Annotated in this window: 13 protein-coding genes; 4 read left to right on the forward strand and 9 right to left on the reverse strand. The window is 65.9% G+C overall.

Annotation, left to right across the window (positions count from 1 at the left end; all coding sequences use genetic code 11):
• Window positions 1–21 precede the first annotated feature (21 nt).
• On the forward strand, window positions 22–657 hold the full coding sequence (locus tag THPRO_RS13640) for a LysE family translocator (protein WP_038090928.1): 636 nt from the start codon (window positions 22–24) through the stop codon (window positions 655–657).
• Between the two features lie 6 nt (window positions 658–663).
• Here the strand turns inward: THPRO_RS13640 and THPRO_RS13645 are convergent, their stop codons facing one another.
• From THPRO_RS13645 to THPRO_RS13675, 7 genes are all read right to left on the reverse strand, one after another.
• Entirely contained in the window at window positions 664–2,040 is a 1,377-nt protein-coding gene (locus tag THPRO_RS13645; protein WP_052064465.1) for an NAD-dependent succinate-semialdehyde dehydrogenase, read from the reverse strand.
• Window positions 2,041–2,066: 26 nt separating this feature from the next.
• Window positions 2,067–3,728 (reverse strand): acetolactate synthase large subunit, encoded by a 1,662-nt coding sequence (locus THPRO_RS13650; RefSeq protein WP_065089757.1) that lies wholly within the window; start codon window positions 3,726–3,728, stop codon window positions 2,067–2,069.
• Window positions 3,729–3,770: 42 nt separating this feature from the next.
• Window positions 3,771–5,261: an FMN-binding glutamate synthase family protein gene (locus tag THPRO_RS13655; RefSeq protein ID WP_052064464.1), complete on the reverse strand. Its 1,491-nt coding sequence runs from the start codon at window positions 5,259–5,261 to the stop codon at window positions 3,771–3,773.
• Window positions 5,262–5,352: 91 nt separating this feature from the next.
• Window positions 5,353–8,043, reverse strand: a complete 2,691-nt coding sequence (locus THPRO_RS13660) for a putative bifunctional diguanylate cyclase/phosphodiesterase (RefSeq protein WP_052064463.1) — start codon at window positions 8,041–8,043, stop codon at window positions 5,353–5,355.
• Between the two features lie 91 nt (window positions 8,044–8,134).
• A complete protein-coding gene (locus tag THPRO_RS13665) occupies window positions 8,135–8,995 on the reverse strand; it encodes a pirin family protein (RefSeq protein WP_038091032.1) in 861 nt (286 codons plus the stop codon).
• A 54-nt stretch (window positions 8,996–9,049) separates the two neighbouring features.
• Entirely contained in the window at window positions 9,050–10,144 is a 1,095-nt protein-coding gene (locus THPRO_RS13670) for an alkene reductase (protein WP_038090922.1), read from the reverse strand.
• A gap of 135 nt (window positions 10,145–10,279) precedes the next feature.
• Window positions 10,280–10,585: an ArsR/SmtB family transcription factor gene (locus THPRO_RS13675; RefSeq protein ID WP_065089758.1), complete on the reverse strand. Its 306-nt coding sequence runs from the start codon at window positions 10,583–10,585 to the stop codon at window positions 10,280–10,282.
• 121 nt (window positions 10,586–10,706) lie between these two features.
• Between THPRO_RS13675 and THPRO_RS13680 the strand changes: the two genes are divergently transcribed.
• Window positions 10,707–11,354: a hypothetical protein gene (locus tag THPRO_RS13680; RefSeq protein WP_038090921.1), complete on the forward strand. Its 648-nt coding sequence runs from the start codon at window positions 10,707–10,709 to the stop codon at window positions 11,352–11,354.
• 4 nt (window positions 11,355–11,358) lie between these two features.
• On the opposite strand, the gene THPRO_RS13685 is transcribed toward THPRO_RS13680, so the two are convergent.
• Window positions 11,359–12,156 (reverse strand): 2OG-Fe(II) oxygenase, encoded by a 798-nt coding sequence (locus THPRO_RS13685; protein ID WP_161489991.1) that lies wholly within the window; start codon window positions 12,154–12,156, stop codon window positions 11,359–11,361.
• A gap of 96 nt (window positions 12,157–12,252) precedes the next feature.
• Between THPRO_RS13685 and THPRO_RS13690 the strand changes: the two genes are divergently transcribed.
• Window positions 12,253–13,449 (forward strand): BaiN/RdsA family NAD(P)/FAD-dependent oxidoreductase, encoded by a 1,197-nt coding sequence (locus THPRO_RS13690; protein WP_038090898.1) that lies wholly within the window; start codon window positions 12,253–12,255, stop codon window positions 13,447–13,449.
• 121 nt (window positions 13,450–13,570) lie between these two features.
• Entirely contained in the window at window positions 13,571–15,493 is a 1,923-nt protein-coding gene (locus THPRO_RS13695; RefSeq protein WP_065089759.1) for a DEAD/DEAH box helicase, read from the forward strand.
• Between the two features lie 151 nt (window positions 15,494–15,644).
• Here THPRO_RS13695 and cspE read toward each other — a convergent pair whose 3' ends face one another.
• Window positions 15,645–15,848, reverse strand: coding sequence for a transcription antiterminator/RNA stability regulator CspE (gene cspE, locus THPRO_RS13700; protein WP_038090891.1), 204 nt, complete (start codon window positions 15,846–15,848; stop codon window positions 15,645–15,647).
• Window positions 15,849–15,961: the final 113 nt, after the last annotated feature.

Genomic DNA, 15,961 nt, shown 5'->3' on the forward strand with positions numbered 1-15,961 from the left:
CTTGCCGTTGCGAGGTGGTGCATGAGCCTGCAGCTTTGGTCGATCTACGCCCTGACGGTATTCGTGCTCAGCATGATTCCGGGTCCCTGCATGTTGCTCGCCGCGACGCACGGCATGCAGCATGGCGTGCGGCGGACGCTGGCCACCACGTTCGGCGCCATCAGTGCGCTGATCCTGATGATGCTGGCGTCCGCCACGGGGCTCGGTGCCTTGCTGGCCACCTCCGAACCGGCATTCGAAACGCTCAAATGGATCGGGGCGGCCTATCTGGTCTATCTCGGCATCAAGACCTGGCGGACGGGCGCAAGCGAGTTGGCGCTGACGCCCGATATCGCCCGCGTCGCCGGGCGCAGGCCCTTGCACCGGCTGTTCGGCCAGGGATTCTGGGTCGCCGCCAGCAACCCCAAGGCCATCGTCTTTTTCGGTGCCCTGTTCCCGCAGTTCATCGATCCCGCGCGGCCGCAGCCGGTGCAATATGCGCTGCTCTGCGGCACCTTCGTGACCTTCGAGGTCGCATGGCAGGTGGCCTACGCCTTCGGCGGCACCCGACTTGCGTCGTGGTTCGGTCGCGCGGATCGCGGACGGGCGCTCAACCGGCTCAGTGGCGGGCTGTTCATCGGTCTGGGGCTGCTGCTGTCGATGGCCCAGCGTGGCTGAGCGCCGTCAGTCCGGCGCCTCCACCCAGACGGCGTGGATGTTGACGAATTCGCGGATGCCGTAGATCGACAGCTCGCGGCCGTAGCCCGAATGGCGGATGCCGCCGAAGGGCATGCGTGGATCGGACTTCGACATGCTGTTGACGAAGGCGGCGCCAGATTCGATCTGCTGCGCCGCGATGCGTTCGCCGCGCGCCAGATCCCGTGTCCACACGGCACCGGAAAGCCCGAACTCGGTGGCGTTGGCCACGCGGATGGCCTCGACTTCGTCGCGCACGCGGATCAGTGTGGCGACCGGTCCGAACAGTTCTTCCGACCAGGCCGCCATGCCCGCCTCCACGCCCGCAAGCACGGTGGGCGGGTAAAACGCACCGAGGCCTGCGGGCACCTCGCCGCCGGTCAGAATGCGCGCGCCGGCGAGTGCGCTGCGGCGTACCTGATCGGCCAGTTCGTCGCGCAGGTCCACTCGCGCCAGCGGGCCGATCTGGGTCTTGGCATCCAGGGGATCGCCCATGCTCAGGCTGCTCGCGGCGTCGACGAAACGGCGCTCGAAGGCGTCGTACACCTCGTCGACCACGATGAAGCGCTTGGCGGCGATGCAGCTTTGGCCGCTGTTCTGGAAGCGGGCGGTGATGCCGACCTCGACGGCGCGTGCCAGATCGGCATCCTCAAGCACGATGAAGGGGTCGGAACCGCCAAGCTCCAGTACGCATTTTTTCAGCGCGCGCCCGGCCTCGGCGGCTACCGCACGGCCGGCGCGCACGCTGGAGGTGATGCTGACGGCGGCGATGCGCGGGTCGTGAATCGCCGCGGTGGTTTCGGGAATGTCGACCAGCAGGCTGCGGAACAGATGTTCCGGAAAACCCGCCTCGCGGAACAGCGCTTCGATCGCGAGGCTGCAGCCGAACACGTTGGGGGCATGCTTGAGTACGGCCCCGTTGCCGGCCATCAGCGCAGGCGCCGCGAAGCGCAGTACCTGCCAGAAGGGGTAGTTCCAGGGCATGATGGCGAGCACGACGCCCAGGGGGCGGAAATTGACGTAGCTGCGATAGGCCTCCGTTTCGATCGGATCGGGCGCCAGAAAGGCCTCGGCCTGGTCGGCGTAGAAGCGGCAGACCCAGGCGCATTTCTCGATCTCGGCAATGCCTTGCGCATACAGCTTGCCCATCTCGCGGCTCATCAGCGCGGCGAATTCGGCTTTGCCGGCCAGCAGGTGGTCGGACAGCGCGTGCATGTGGCGCGCGCGTTCGCTCATCGGCATGGCCGCCCACTCGCGTTGGGCCGCCACGGCGCGATTGAGGGCGTCGTCGATCTGCGCGCCGGACATGGCGTCGTGGGTCGCGACCGTCTCGCCGGTCGCGGGGTTGATGCTGCGAAATGGCATAGGATTTCCTCGTTTTGCGAGCCGCCTCAGACGAGGCAGGTCTTCGCGGTCAGTTCGTCGGTCAGCACGCGGGCGTTTTCGCTGTAGTCGACCGGCACCTCGATCAACTGTACCCCGCCCAGCGCGAAACAGCGCTCGATCAGCGGCGCCAGGGCATTGCCGTCGGCGACGCGGTGTCCGCCGGCGCCATAGCTTTCGGCATAGCGGACGAAGTCGGGGTTGCCGAATTGCAGTCCCCAGTCGGCGTGCCCGCAAACGGCCTGCTTCCAGCGGATCATGCCGAAGGCATCGTCGCGCAGCACTAGTATCACGAGATCGATGCCGAGTCTAACCGCGGTTTCGAGTTCCTGGCTGTTCATCATGAAACCACCGTCGCCGCACACAGAAAGCACGCGCTGGCAGGGGTTGAGCAGGGCGGCGAGGATGGCCGACGGCAGTCCTGCGCCCATGGTGGCCAGGGCGTTGTCGAGCAGCAGCCCGTTGGAGTGATCGGTGAGGTAATTGCGCGCGAACCAGATCTTGTACATGCCGTTGTCGAGGGTGACGAGTCCGTCCGCGGGAATGGCGCGACGCACGTCGGCGACGATGCGCTGCGGCGCCAGCGGAAAGCGCGCGTCGTCGTTGAGGTCGCTGATATGTGCGAGCACTTCCTCGCGCATGCGCAGGAAATAATCGAACTCGTGCCTGGGCGAGGGTTGTATGCGTTCGGCCAGGTGCTCGAAGGTGGCGGCGATGTCGCCGATCAGTTCCAGCTGCGGGAAATAGACCTCGTCGACGATGGCGCTGCTGTAATTGACATGGATGGCGCGCGCGCCGCCCGGCGTCATCAGGAACGGCGGTTTTTCCACCACGTCGTGGCCGACGTTGATCACCAGATCGGCGCGCTCGATCGCGCAGTGCACGTAATCGCCCGCCGAGAGCGCGGCGGTACCGATATAGCGCGGGTGGTGCTCGCCGATGATGCCCTTGCCGAGCTGGGTGTTGAAATACGGGATGCCGGTCTTGTCCACGAAACGCCGCAGCGGCTCGATGATGCGTTTGCGGTTGGCTCCGGCGCCGATCAGCAGCAGCGGGCGGCGAGCCTCGGCGATCATTTCAAGGGCCCAGTCGAGTGCCTGCGGATCCGGCGCGGGTCGGCGCGGTACGGCGATGTCGAACAGGTGCGCCTCGCCTACGATTTCGCCCGCGATGTCTTCAGGTAGTTCCAGCAGCACGGCGCCGGGGCGTTCCTCCTGGGCCACGCGAAAGGCCTCGCGCACCAGTGCGGGTATGGCGTGGGCCGAGACGATCTGGCGCGCGGACTTGGTGATCGGGCGCATCATTTCGACCACGTCGATGATCTGGAAGCGCCCCTGCTTGCTCTTGCGGATGGGTTTCTGGCCGCTGATCATCAGCATTGGCATGGCGCCGAGCTGCCCGTAGGCGGCCGCGGTCACCAGATTGGTGGCGCCGGGGCCTAGCGTTGCGAGACAGACGCCGGCCCTGCCGGTGAGGCGGCCATAGGTGGCGGCCATGAAGCCGGCAGCCTGTTCATGGCGGGTGACGATCAGCCGGATGGACGAACGCCTGAGCGCTTCGATCAGATCGAGATTTTCCTCGCCCGGTACGCCGAAGATGTATTCCACGCCCTCGTGTTCGAGCGCGCGCACGAGCAGTTCGGCGGCCTTGATGTCATGAAATCGTTGCATGGATACCCCGTGGGTCAGGCGAAAATGGAGGGACGCGTCGCGTCACCGCGGCGTGCCGGCCGAGGTGGCGAGGGATACCGGCGTGGGTGTGCCGCCGACGAGCAGGCAGTGCCTGCGTTCCAGCGCCCGCGGATGGGCGGCGCCGCAGCTGTGCGCGATCATGGCCAGTCCCGCGCGCATTTCCGCGACGTAATTGGCCACGCGCACGGCCTTTTCCTGTGGGTTGAGGCCGCGCTGCAGGCGCTCGCTGTGGGTGGTGATGCCGGTGGGGCAGGTGTTGCGGTTGCAACGCAACGCCTGTATGCAGCCGAGCGCGAACATGAATCCGCGGGCGCTGGCGACGAAATCGGCGCCGGCGCAAAAGGCCCAGGCCATCTCCACCGGCGTGATCAGCTTGCCCGAGGCGATCACGCGCACACGTTCGCGCAACCCGGCGTGGTCGAGGGCGTCGATCACCGCCGGCAGGGCGCAGCGAATGGGCAGTCCCATGGCGTCGATCAGGGCGAGCGGTGCTGCGCCCGAGCCGCCTTCGGCACCGTCCACAGTGATGAAGTCGGGCGCGGCGGCCGGGCCGCGGGCGCGGATTTCCCGGCACAGTTCGTCCACCCATGCCGGATCGCCGATGACGCATTTGATGCCAGTGGGCTTGCCGGTCAGAGTCCGCACGCGGGCGATGTAATCGAGCAGCTCCGCGGTATTGCCGGCTTCCGGGTGGCGGTTGGGGGAAATCGAGTCGGTGCCCGCAGCGATGCCGCGGATACGGGCGATTTCCGGCGTTACCTTGGCCGCCGGCAGGATGCCGCCCTTGCCGGGTTTGGCGCCCTGGCTGAGTTTGATCTCGAACATGCGCACCTGTTCGTGTGCGGCGATCTCGCGCAGTCGCGCCTCGCTCAGCGACCCGTCCGCCTCGCGCACGCCGTATTTGGCCGTGCCGATCTGGAACACGAGGTCGCAGCCGCCTTCTAAGTGGTGCGGGGAAAGTCCGCCTTCGCCGGTATTCAGCCAGCAGCCTGCGAGCGCCGCGCCGCGCGACAGTGCGCGGACCGCCGGCGCGGAAATGGCGCCGTAACTCATGCCCGAGATGTTGAGCAGCGACGGCGCGGCGTAGGGCTGCGGGCAGTCCGCGCCGATCAACAACGGCGCGGCGGGGCGCGCGCCGGCCTCCTGTACCGGAAAGGGGGCATTGACGAACAGCAGGGTGCCGCTCTGCTGCAGCGGCTGCGTCGATCCGAAGGCCACCGTGTTGTTGCCGCCCTGGGCCGAGCGATAGACCCATTCCCGTTCGGCGCGGTTGAACGGCAGTTCTTCCCGATCCAGCGCGAAGAAGTACTGACGGAAGAATTCGCCCAGCTTGGTGAACAGCGTGCGGAAACGGCCGAGTACCGGGAAATTGTGGCGGATGGCATTGCCGGTCTGCGACAGGTCTATCACGAACAGCACGACCACCGCGAGCGCACCGAGTCCGACCACCAGGATGAAGCTGGTGGCGAGTATGTCAGGGGTGCGGCGGATGATATCGATCAGGGGATCCATGGGCGCCGGTCCTCGCGGTGGGGGCGGAGACGGCGGCCGGACAAGCCGGCATCGCCATCCAATCGACTGATGTGTAAATCAATTCTGTCGATTAGAGGCTGGAGCCGGCGTTTGGTTCGTTCGGGCGCGGGAGATATTGGGGGAATTTGAGTTCGTGCGCGGGCAGGGGCCGGCTGAAATAGTAGCCCTGATACAGATCGCAGCGGTGTTCGCGCAGGAATTCGAGCTGGTCGACGGTTTCCACGCCTTCGGCCACCACGCGGATCTTGAGGTTGTGCGCCATGGCGATGATCGCCTTGACCAGGCTTTCGTCGTCGTGATCGTTGACCAGATCGCGCACGAAGGACTGATCGATCTTGAGCTTGTCGACCGGAAAGCGCTTGAGGTAACTGAGACTCGAATAACCGGTGCCGAAGTCGTCGAGCGAAAATTCCACGCCCATGTCCTTGAGCGATTGCAGCATGCGGATGGACGAGTCGAGATTTTCCATGATCACGCTTTCGGTGATCTCCATGCCGAGTCGACGAGGGTCGATGCCGGTCCGCTTGATGATATGCGTGAAGCGCTGGACCAGATCGCCTTGGCGAAACTGGCGTGGCGATAGATTGATCACGATGCGCCCATGGAAGCTGCCGCTCCTGTCCCACTCGCGGATTTGCCGACAGGCGGTTTCGAGCACCCATTCGCCGATCGGCAGAATCAGCGACGAGTCCTCCGCGACCGGGATGAAGCGCGCCGGCGAAACGGCGCCCATGACCGGATGGGTCCAGCGCAACAGCGCCTCGACGGCGACGACTTCGCCGCTTGCCAGCGACACGATGGGCTGGTAATGCAGCGCCAGCTCGTTGCGCTCCAGGGCCCGGCGGAGATTGTTTTCCAGCATTAGCCGGTCGGCGGCCTTGGCATCCATTTCGGGCGAATAGAAACGATAGTTGTTGCGGCCGAGGGCCTTGGCCTGATACATCGCGGTATCGCTGTTTTTCAGCAGGGCGGTGACGTTGTGGCCGTCTTCCGGATAGATCGCGATGCCGAGGCTTGCGCCGCTGTGCAGCTCATGGCCCTCGATGAAATAGGGCAGGGTGAGGGTCTGGATGATTTTCTGCACGGCCGTCGCCGCATCGTCGGGGTGTTCGACGCGGGACAGGATGACGATGAACTCGTCGCCCCCCTGGCGCGCCACCGTGTCTTCCTGGCGCAGGCATTCCTTCAGGCGCCCGCTCACGGCGCGCAGCAGCGAGTCGCCGATGGTGTGCCCCAGCGAATCGTTGATGGTTTTGAAGTCGTTGAGATCGATGTAGATCACGGCAAAGCGCTCGTGGCGCCGATAGTGCGACTGGATCGCCTGCTTGATGCGGTCTTCGAGCAGGGTGCGGTTGGGCAGGCCGGTGAGTGGATCGTGCGATGCGATGTGCAGGATGCGGGCTTCGGCTTCCTTGCGGCGAGTGATGTCCTGGATGGCCAGGATGAACTTTTGTTGCCCGCCCAGCACCATGTCGCTGATACGGACCTCGGTTGGCAGGCGTTTGCCGTTGCGGTGCGCTATGGCGAGTTCGAAGGCGGTCGGCGGGGCGTGCAGATCCTGTCGGGCGGTAAAGTGTTCGATGCGCTCGCGGTATTTGGCGTGGTCGTCCGCGTCGATCAGGTCCAGCATGTTGCTGCCCAGCAGTGCACCGGGTGCGTAGCCGAACAGCTGCTCGGCCATCGGGTTGAGCGATTCGACGGTGCCGTTGGCCGCAAGGGTGACCAGTCCTTCGTCGATATTGTCGAGAATGGTGCGGGTACGGGTTTCGCTGTCGCGCAGCCGCTCGCTGGCGTGACGTGCCTCGCGTTCGGAAATGGCGAGCTTGCGGACCAGCGGGTTGACCAGCCAGTACAGCAGTAGCAGGCCGGCGGCGAGGAAGAACAGCAGCATGTAGCTGACCTCGCGCACCTGTTCGTAGATGGGCGCGTACAGCTCGTCGGTATCGACCTTGAGTACCATGCCGAGGCCGAGTTGGGCGAGCGGCGTATAGGCCGCGACCACCTCGTGACCGCGGTAGTCGCGGGTGGTGACCAGCCCGCTCTTGCCTTCGAAGGCGTAGGCCATGGGCAGCGGCTGCCCGTTTTGCACGGGCGGGACGTCGCGGTAGATGCGTCGGCTGAGCGCGGCCGGAAAGCACTGCATGCCGCTGCTGGCGTTGCCGCAGACGACCAATTCGCCGGTGCGCCCCAGCGCTTCGGTATCGCGCAGCATGTGGGTCAGCTCGGGCAGGCGGGATTCGGTCAGGACGTAGCCCACCAGCCGATGGCGACCGTCCAGCATCGGGCGCTCTTGCGCGAGCACGAAGCCGCCGTCGCTCCACAACAGTTGTGCGGTGGTTTCCAGCTTGAGCGGCACGCTCAAACCTGGGTGGACCGCGGCGATGCCGGCCGCGGCGATGGTGTGCCGGTCAGGCAGGCTGAAGCGGATCAGCGAAAAACCCGTGGGCAGCAGGGTGTCGGCGGCCAGTTGGACGGCCTTGATGGCGGCGGCGTCATGCGGGTCGGCGTCGAGCTGCTTGAGCTGGGCGATGATGAACGGGCGGGTGGCCACCAGCTGACTGGCCTCCAGCCGTTGCTGGATCTTGGCATTGAACAGCCGCACGCGGCTTTCCAGGGACAGCTGGAGGCTGCGGTTGACGATGCGTTCCGCTTGGTGCTCCATGACCAGGAAAATGGAGAGGCTGGCCACCAGCGTCAGGGTGACGAGGATCAGGCTCGCAATCACGCTGATACGGCGTTCGCGCCGTTTACGGGGATGCATCCGAAGGGCGGCCTCTACAAATAGGGCGGTCTAACGGAAAGGTTGGTTTGACTTATTGACTGACTATAGCAGGTGTCGGGAAAACCACGGATCAATCCTGATTCCCGGGCGCGGGGGCGGTAAATCGCCCGTTCTGGTAGTCGTCGAAGGCCTGGCGCAGCTCGGTCGCCGTATTCATCACGAAGGGCCCGCGCCAGGCGATGGGCTCCTTCAGGGGGGCGCCGGCCAGATAGAGAAAGCGTGCGCCCTCGCCGTCGGCCTCGACCGCCAGCGGACCCTCGCCGGTGATGACCGCAAGCTGGCCGCGGCGCGCGCGCGTGCCGACGACGTCCTGCAATTCGCCATCGAGCACCAGCAGAAAGCTGGCATGGCCGTGCAGTTCCGCGCGGGTGAAGCGGCCCTCGGCCGCAAGCTCGACGTCGAGGTAGGCGACCTCGGTCAGGGTTTCGGCCGCTCCGCGCGTGCCGCCGTGGGCGCCCGCGATGACGCGCACGCGCGCGGCGCCGTCGGTCATTTCGGGTATGCGCTCCGGCCCGATGTCCTGATAGCGCGGCGCGCTCATCTTGAGACTGGCCGGGAGATTGACCCAGAGCTGGTAACCCCACATCAGTCCGGATTCCATTTCCGGCATCTCGCTGTGGATGATGCCGCGACCGGCCGTCATCCATTGGACCGAGCCGGGCGTGAGCAGGCCTTCCATGCCGGTCGAGTCGCGGTGCCGCATGCGTCCATGGATCATGTAGGTCACGGTTTCGAAGCCCCGATGGGGGTGCGGCGGGAAGCCGGCGATGTAGTCGTCCGCGCGGTCGGTGCGGAATTCGTCCAGCAGCAGGAAGGGGTCGAGCGCTTCCAGTCCCGGGCGGGCGATATAGCGCTTGAGACGCACGCCCGCACCGTCGCTGGCATCCATCCCCTCGAGTATCCGTGCGAAATGGCGATGTTGAGCTGACATGAAGGCCTCCCCGGGCGGACGGGCCGAAACCCGCCCGCCGCGTGACATGGTTGCTTAGGCGGTTTCGTAGGTCGGGTAATCGATATAGCCCTTTTCACCGCCGACATAGAAGGTGGCCTGGTCCGGCTCGGTCAGCGGTGCGCCAGCCGCAAAGCGCGCGGGCAGATCCGGGTTGCTGATGAAGAGACGGCCGTAGGCGACCAGATCGGCGTGCCCGTTTTCAATGACCGCGTTGCCCTTCGCCTGATCGAAGCCGTTGTTGATCATCAGCGTGCCGCGGTAGCGCGGGCGATAGTGTTCGGCCACGCGAGGGATCATGTTGGGGATGTCGTCCACCGGGGCGAAGGGTTCCATCAGATGCAGATAGGCAAGCGCATAGTCGTTGAGACGGTCGACGACGTAGTCGAACTGTGCCCGGTTGTCGCTGCCGGCGCCGATGTTGAACAGGCCGCTGGGCGACAGGCGGATGCCGACCCGGTCGGCACCCCAGATGGCCGCCACCGCATCCACTACCTCGAACACGATGCGCGCGCGATTTTCGATGCTGCCGCCGTAGGCGTCGCTGCGCTGGTTGCTGGTGTCGATCAGGAACTGGTTGAGCAGATAGCCGTTCGCCGCGTGCACCTCGACGCCGTCGAAGCCGGCCTCAAGCGCGCATCGCGCGGCGTGCGCGTAATCGTCGACGATGCCTTTGATTTCCTCGGTCCCGAGTGCGCGTGGGGTCACCGTCGGTTTCTGGCTGAAATCGGGTGCGTACAGCGTGGTTTCGGGATTGATCGCGGAGGGTGCCACCGGCGGTTCGCCGCCATGGAAATCCGGCAACGAGATGCGCCCGACGTGCCAGAGCTGGCAGAACATATGCCCGCCGGCCGCGTGCACGGACTCGGTGACGCGGCGCCAGCCGGCCACCTGGGCGTCCGAGTAGATGCCGGGGGTGTTGGGATAGCCGACGCCCTGCGGCGATATCTGGCTCGCCTCGCTGATGATCAGGCCGGCGCCGGCGCGCTGGGTGTAGTAGGTGGCATGCAGCGCGGTGGGGGCAAGCTCGGGATTGGCCGCGCGGTTGCGCGTCAGCGGCGACATGGCGACGCGGTTGGGTAGCGCGTAACGGCCGAGTTTGACGGGTTTGAGCAAGGCTTGTTCGGACATTTTTTCTCCTTCGAATGACAGTGGAAGTCGGGTGTCATGCCTGGTGTCGGCATGCCCCCGGTCTGGGTTTTCAATTCGCAATATCTAGGAACATAGATATTGGGGTCCGGTTGCCAACGCGGGGCGGGTTGAGGTTCAGAGTTGCGACTGGAAGAAGTTCCCTAGGGCGTGCAGGGTTGATTCGTTGCGGCGGTAGTAGGTCCAGGCTCCCACGCGCCGCGCCTCGACCAGGCCCGCACGCTGCAGCAGACTGAGATAGCTCGAAACGGTGGACTGCGATAAACCGAGCTTTTCCTGGATGGCGCCCACGCAGACGCCGTATTCGTGCACGCGGCTCATGGCCTCGTGCCCGGCAAAATGGCGGTCCGGCTCCTTGAGCAGTTCGAGAATCTGCAAGCGGGAGGCATTGGACAGCGCCTTGAAGATGATCACGTGATCCATGTGGCGAGCATAGCATGGTTACCTCGGCATATCGAAATATGCCGAAATGTAGTCGATGGTGGCGTTGATCGGCCCGGCTGTGTGTTGGATCATCGGGCGCACGACCACAGCGGGAGCAGGCATGACCGAAGCGGTAGTGATCATGGCGCTGGCGCTCATTCTGGCTGGCTTGGCCTCGTTGTGGCGCGGCTGGCATCACCTCGCCGCGCGTCACCCGTTGCGTGCCGGCGGTCACGGCGGCGTGGGGCTGGTCCTGGTCGCCGCGGCGGGCCTGGCCGGATTCGCGGCGCTGGACCTGGCGGGCTACCAGCGCCTGACGGTCGAGCGGCCGGTGGCGGTGATCCGCTTTGCGGCGGCGGGCCCCGTCGAGTTCGTCGCCGAGCTCGTCACGCCGGCCGGGCGCGCAAGCTACCGCTTGAAAGGACAGGACTGGCAGCTGGATGCGCGCGTGCTCAAGTGGCGGGCCTGGGCCGCGCTGCTCGGTTTCGAGCCGCTCTATCAGTTGCGGAGGCTGTCCGGCCGCTATGCCTCGGTGGCGGCCGCGCGCCGCGACCCGCACACGGTCTACGCACTGGCGCGCGACCGTGGCCTGGACGTGTGGCGCTGGTCGCGGCGGCTGCACCTGCCATTTGTCGACGCGATGTACGGCAGCTCGGTGTATCTGCCGATGGCGGCCGGTGCCGAGTATCGTGTCAGCCTCGGCGCCACGGGGCTGATCGCGCGGCCGGCGAACGCAGCCGCGAGACAGGCGGTCGATGCATGGCGCTGAGGCGTCATATCCACAGCGCGCGCGGCCCGAAATAGGCCATGTCCTTGGCGCGCCGCGCGAGGTCTGCGAGCAGGCTCGCGGAGGGGTCGGTGCAGTAGGTCATGCTGACGAGCACGCGACGTTCGCCCCGTGCCAGTGGCGTCACGCGGTGTCGCACGCGACAACCCTCGAAAATCACCAGCGTGTTGGGCGGCGTGGGCACGCGTTCGACGGATTCGCCGCGCCGAGCTTCTAGCCATGCCGACGACACGCCGCCGCGGTCATTGCCGCGATTTTCGATAGACAGCAGCACAGTGAAATGCCGCCCGCGGTAGAAATCGTGGTCGTAGTGCCAGCCGATATGATCACCGGAGCGCTCATAGAGCAATACGGAGCAAGCGCTCTGATCGCCCACGGGGACCGGCATCAGCGACGCGCCGACGATCCGCGAACACAGCGCCTGCAGTTCCTCGGAAAGATAGAGTCCGATCACCGCCGGCGCCACCTCGAGCAGGGTGTCGTAGGAAAGGGTGCCGCCGCGCTTGTGTCCGGGGATCAGGCTGCGATCCGCGGCATGGCCGGCCAGGCAAGCTTCCCGCAGCGCGTACAGGGATTCCGGCGGCAGGCAGTCATGCAGACGGGCGAGATGGGTGGAGAAAGCGGGCGTATCGGCCGGTAGCGACAGCGAATGGCCGGCCTGCCAGTCGCGGATCGCGGGCAAGGCCGCCGCCAGCCGCCCCAGACGGGTCTGCTGGCGGGAAAAGCGCAGCATGGCATAGGCGAGACCTAGGGTGGCGAGGGCGAAGCCGAAAGTCAGAAACATGGCATACTCCGGGCGCTGCGAAGGGGCGGAAGCGATCATCGGGATGACCAAGTTACCGGAAGCGTTTGACAGCCGGATAACCGTGCGGAGGGCTGCGTGCGTTTCGACGTCATCGTGATTGGCGCCGGCGCGGCGGGCATGTTGTGCGCAGCGGAGGCCGGCGCGCGTGGCCGTCGGGTGCTGCTGATCGACCATGCCGCGCGGATCGGCGAACGCATCCGGGTGTCCGGCGGCGGTCGCTGCAATTTCACCAACCGCGAGGTGGCACCCGGCCATTATCTATCGCGCAATCCGCATTTCGTGCGTTCCGCGCTCGCGCGGTTCACTCCCTGGGACTTCATCGCGCGTGTCGAGCGACAGGGCATCGCCTACCACGAGCGCGATCACGGTCAGCTGTTCTGCGACGATTCGGCGCAGGCGATCATCGACCTGCTGCGGCAGGACTGCGACGGCGCCGGCGTGCGTTGGGCGCAGCCCTGCAAGGTGCATGCGGTTCGCGGGCTCGACGGCAGCGGGGTGGAGCGTTTCGAGGTCGACACCGATCAGGGACGTTTCCGCGGCATGTCCCTGGTGGTCGCGACCGGCGGACTGGCCGTGCCCAAGATGGGCGCCACGCCCTTCGGTTACCGTCTGGCGGAGCAGTTCGGCCTGCCGGTGGTGCCGCCGATGGCGGCGCTGGTGCCGCTCGTGCTGCCGCCCGATCTGCTGGCCGCGCTCAAGCCGCTGTCCGGTGTATCGGTCGAGGCCATGACGCGGGTGCCGCCATCCTCGCCCGCATTTCAGGAGAGCGTGCTGCTGACCCATCGCGGGCTTTCGGGGCCGGCCATCCTGCAGGCTTCGAGCTACTGGCAGTTCGGCGGCGCTCGGGGGCCGGTGCGCATCGATCTGCTGCCCGGCGAGGATGGCGCGCGCTGGCTGGCCGGACAGCAGCGCTCGCGGGCGTTGCTGTCCACTCTGCTGTCGGAGCGTCTGCCGCGACGCTTCGCGCAGGCCTGGTGCACGCTCGCGGGGGGCGATCGACCGCTCGACACCTATGCCCGTCGCGATCTTGAAGCCCTCGGCGAGCGACTCAACACTTGGTCGCTGACGCCCTCCGGAACGCTGGGCTACGCGAAGGCGGAAGTGACGCTTGGCGGCGTGGATACCGATGCGCTGTCTTCCAGAACCCTGGAGGCGCGCGAAGTGCCGGGGCTTTATTTCGTCGGCGAGGTGGTGGATGTGACCGGCTGGCTGGGCGGCTACAATTTTCAGTGGGCCTGGTCCTCGGGCTGGGTGGCCGGGCAGTTCGCCTGAGTCGCCGGCCCGGCGATTCGAAATAAACCGCGAATTGGGCCGCCCGTTCGGCTACAATGCGCGCCCTTGTTCCCATTGGCCCGCGTTTCTCGCAATCCGGGCCCTCGCCAGCAGGCCGCCCATGTCAGCAGTTCCGTCCCCGCGTTTCGCCGATCTGGCGCTCGCGCCCGCCATCCTCAAGGCCGTCGAAGAGATCGGCTACGAGTCGCCCTCGCCGATTCAGGCGCAAAGCATCCCGCCGTTGCTGGAAGGCCGCGATCTGCTCGGCATGGCCCAGACCGGTACGGGCAAGACGGCGGCCTTCGCGTTGCCGTTGTTGAGCCGCCTGGATCTCGCGCGGGCGGAGCCGCAGATTCTGGTGCTGACGCCCACGCGCGAACTGGCGATCCAGGTCGCGGAGGCCATGCAGACCTATGCCCGTCACCTCAAGGGCTTCCACGTACTCCCGGTCTACGGCGGCCAGGGCATGGATACGCAGCTGCGCCAGTTGCGGCGCGGCGCACATGTCATCGTCGGCACGCCTGGGCGGGTGCAGGATCATCTGCGCCGACGCACGCTTTCGCTCTCCGGCCTGTCCGCGCTGGTGCTGGACGAGGCCGACGAAATGCTGCGCATGGGCTTCATCGACGACGTCGAGGCGATTCTCACGCATACGCCGACGACACGTCAGGTGGCGCTGTTTTCGGCGACCATGCCGGAGGCGATCCGCCGCGTGGCGCGTACCCACCTGCGCGAGCCGGTGGAGATCCGCATCCAGTCGAAAACCACCACCGTGGCGACCATCAACCAGCGCTACTGGCTGGTCAGCGGCGCGCACAAGCTCGATGCGCTGACACGCATGCTGGAGGTCGAGGATACCGACGCGCTGATCGTCTTCGTGCGCACGAAAACCGCCACGGCCGAACTGGCCGAGAAGCTGGAGGCGCGCGGTTATGCTTGCGCCGCGCTCAACGGCGACATGAATCAGCTGCAGCGCGAAAAGACCGTCGAACGCCTGAAGTCGGGCAGCCTCGATATCGTGGTGGCGACGGATGTGGCCGCGCGCGGACTGGATGTGTCGCGTATCAGCCACGTCATCAATTACGACATTCCCAACGATACAGAAGCCTATGTGCATCGTATCGGACGTACCGGACGCGCCGGACGCAAGGGCGAGGCGATCCTGTTCGTGTCGCCGCGCGAACGGCGCATGCTGCGTGCGATCGAGATCGCGACCGGCCAGCCGATCTCCCAGATGCAGTTGCCCAGCCACGAAGCCGTCACCGACCGCCGCGTTGCGCAGTTCAAGCAGCGCATTGGCGAGGTGATGGCCTCGCAGGCGCTTTCACCCTTCGAGAACCTGATCGAATCCTATCAGGCCGAACACGATGTCGGTCCGACCGAGATCGCGGCGGCGCTGGCCTACCTGCTTCAGCGCGAGCGTCCATTGTTTGCGCTGCCCCGACCGGTCGCGGACAAACCCGCGCCGCGCAGGAGTGAAGCCGTCTCTGTGGATGCCGGCAATCCGGCACCGCGCAAGCGCACGTCGAAGCGCGAATCGCAGCCGGAAATGGTGCGCTACCGTCTCGACGTCGGGCGCGAACACGGTGTGCAGCCCAAGCATATCGTTGGCGCGATCGCCAACGAGGCCGGCGTCGAAAGTCGCCACATCGGCCAGATCAAGCTGTTCGACGATTACAGCACCGTTGAACTGCCGGAAGGCATGCCGAAAGACATTTTCCGCCACCTGCAGAAGGTCTGGGTATGCGGACGGCCGTTGCAGATCAGCGAACTGGGTGGAGGCGATGACGCAGGCCTCGCGCCCGTGCGTCGCCGTACCGGTGCGCCGCGTTCGACTGGGGGCAAGCGGGCAGGCGGCGCCAGGGCGGGAGCCGGCAAGGCGGGGGCTGGCAAGGCGGCGAAGCCGGCTACGCGCCCCAGCGAGCGGGCGTCCGCCAAACGAGGCAAGTCTGGGCCGGCGACAGGCAAACGCAATGCAGGCATCTCGCCGGCCGCGCCGCGGACGAAGCTGGGTGTGAAGAAACGACCCAAGGACGAAGGCTAGGGGGTCGCACACCATCCGCGCTGCGGCGGACCGATAGGGTGGAACGAAAACAAAATACCATCGAACGCGGCGGACGCCGGTCCAGGGAAGGCAAACTACGGAACCCTGCTATTCGCAGGGTCCCGTCATAATCCGGGACGTGGGGCCCTGATTACTGTGCGACGACGTTCGCCGCTTGGGGTCCCTTCGGGCCCTGCTGGAGGTCGAAGGTCACCTTCTGACCTTCCGCCAGGGTCTTGAAGCCCTGGGCCTGGATCGCGCTGAAGTGCACGAAGACGTCATCACCACCGTTGTCCTGGGCGATAAAGCCGAAGCCCTTGGACTCGTTGAACCACTTCACAGTACCTGTAGCCATTTGATATGTACCTGGTGTTGCCAAATAAAGGATGTTGTTGACTGCAGACGAAGGGGGTTAAGGGTGATGCCGAAGGGACAACCAAAACAACCTTAGCGTTGACTGCAGCGGCT

Source organism: Acidihalobacter prosperus (assembly GCF_000754095.2).
Classification (GTDB): domain Bacteria; phylum Pseudomonadota; class Gammaproteobacteria; order DSM-5130; family Acidihalobacteraceae; genus Acidihalobacter; species Acidihalobacter prosperus.

Coding starts and splice junctions, on each gene's coding strand:
- THPRO_RS13660 (WP_052064463.1), bottom strand. CDS start 8,043: ATGCATCCCCGTAAACGGCGCGAACGCCGTATCAGCGTGATTGCGAGC.
- THPRO_RS13680 (WP_038090921.1), top strand. CDS start 10,707: ATGACCGAAGCGGTAGTGATCATGGCGCTGGCGCTCATTCTGGCTGGC.
- THPRO_RS13675 (WP_065089758.1), bottom strand. CDS start 10,585: ATGGATCACGTGATCATCTTCAAGGCGCTGTCCAATGCCTCCCGCTTG.
- THPRO_RS13640 (WP_038090928.1), top strand. CDS start 22: ATGAGCCTGCAGCTTTGGTCGATCTACGCCCTGACGGTATTCGTGCTC.
- THPRO_RS13655 (WP_052064464.1), bottom strand. CDS start 5,261: ATGGATCCCCTGATCGATATCATCCGCCGCACCCCTGACATACTCGCC.
- THPRO_RS13685 (WP_161489991.1), bottom strand. CDS start 12,156: ATGTTTCTGACTTTCGGCTTCGCCCTCGCCACCCTAGGTCTCGCCTAT.
- cspE (WP_038090891.1), bottom strand. CDS start 15,848: ATGGCTACAGGTACTGTGAAGTGGTTCAACGAGTCCAAGGGCTTCGGC.
- THPRO_RS13695 (WP_065089759.1), top strand. CDS start 13,571: ATGTCAGCAGTTCCGTCCCCGCGTTTCGCCGATCTGGCGCTCGCGCCC.
- THPRO_RS13645 (WP_052064465.1), bottom strand. CDS start 2,040: ATGCCATTTCGCAGCATCAACCCCGCGACCGGCGAGACGGTCGCGACC.
- THPRO_RS13650 (WP_065089757.1), bottom strand. CDS start 3,728: ATGCAACGATTTCATGACATCAAGGCCGCCGAACTGCTCGTGCGCGCG.
- THPRO_RS13670 (WP_038090922.1), bottom strand. CDS start 10,144: ATGTCCGAACAAGCCTTGCTCAAACCCGTCAAACTCGGCCGTTACGCG.
- THPRO_RS13665 (WP_038091032.1), bottom strand. CDS start 8,995: ATGTCAGCTCAACATCGCCATTTCGCACGGATACTCGAGGGGATGGAT.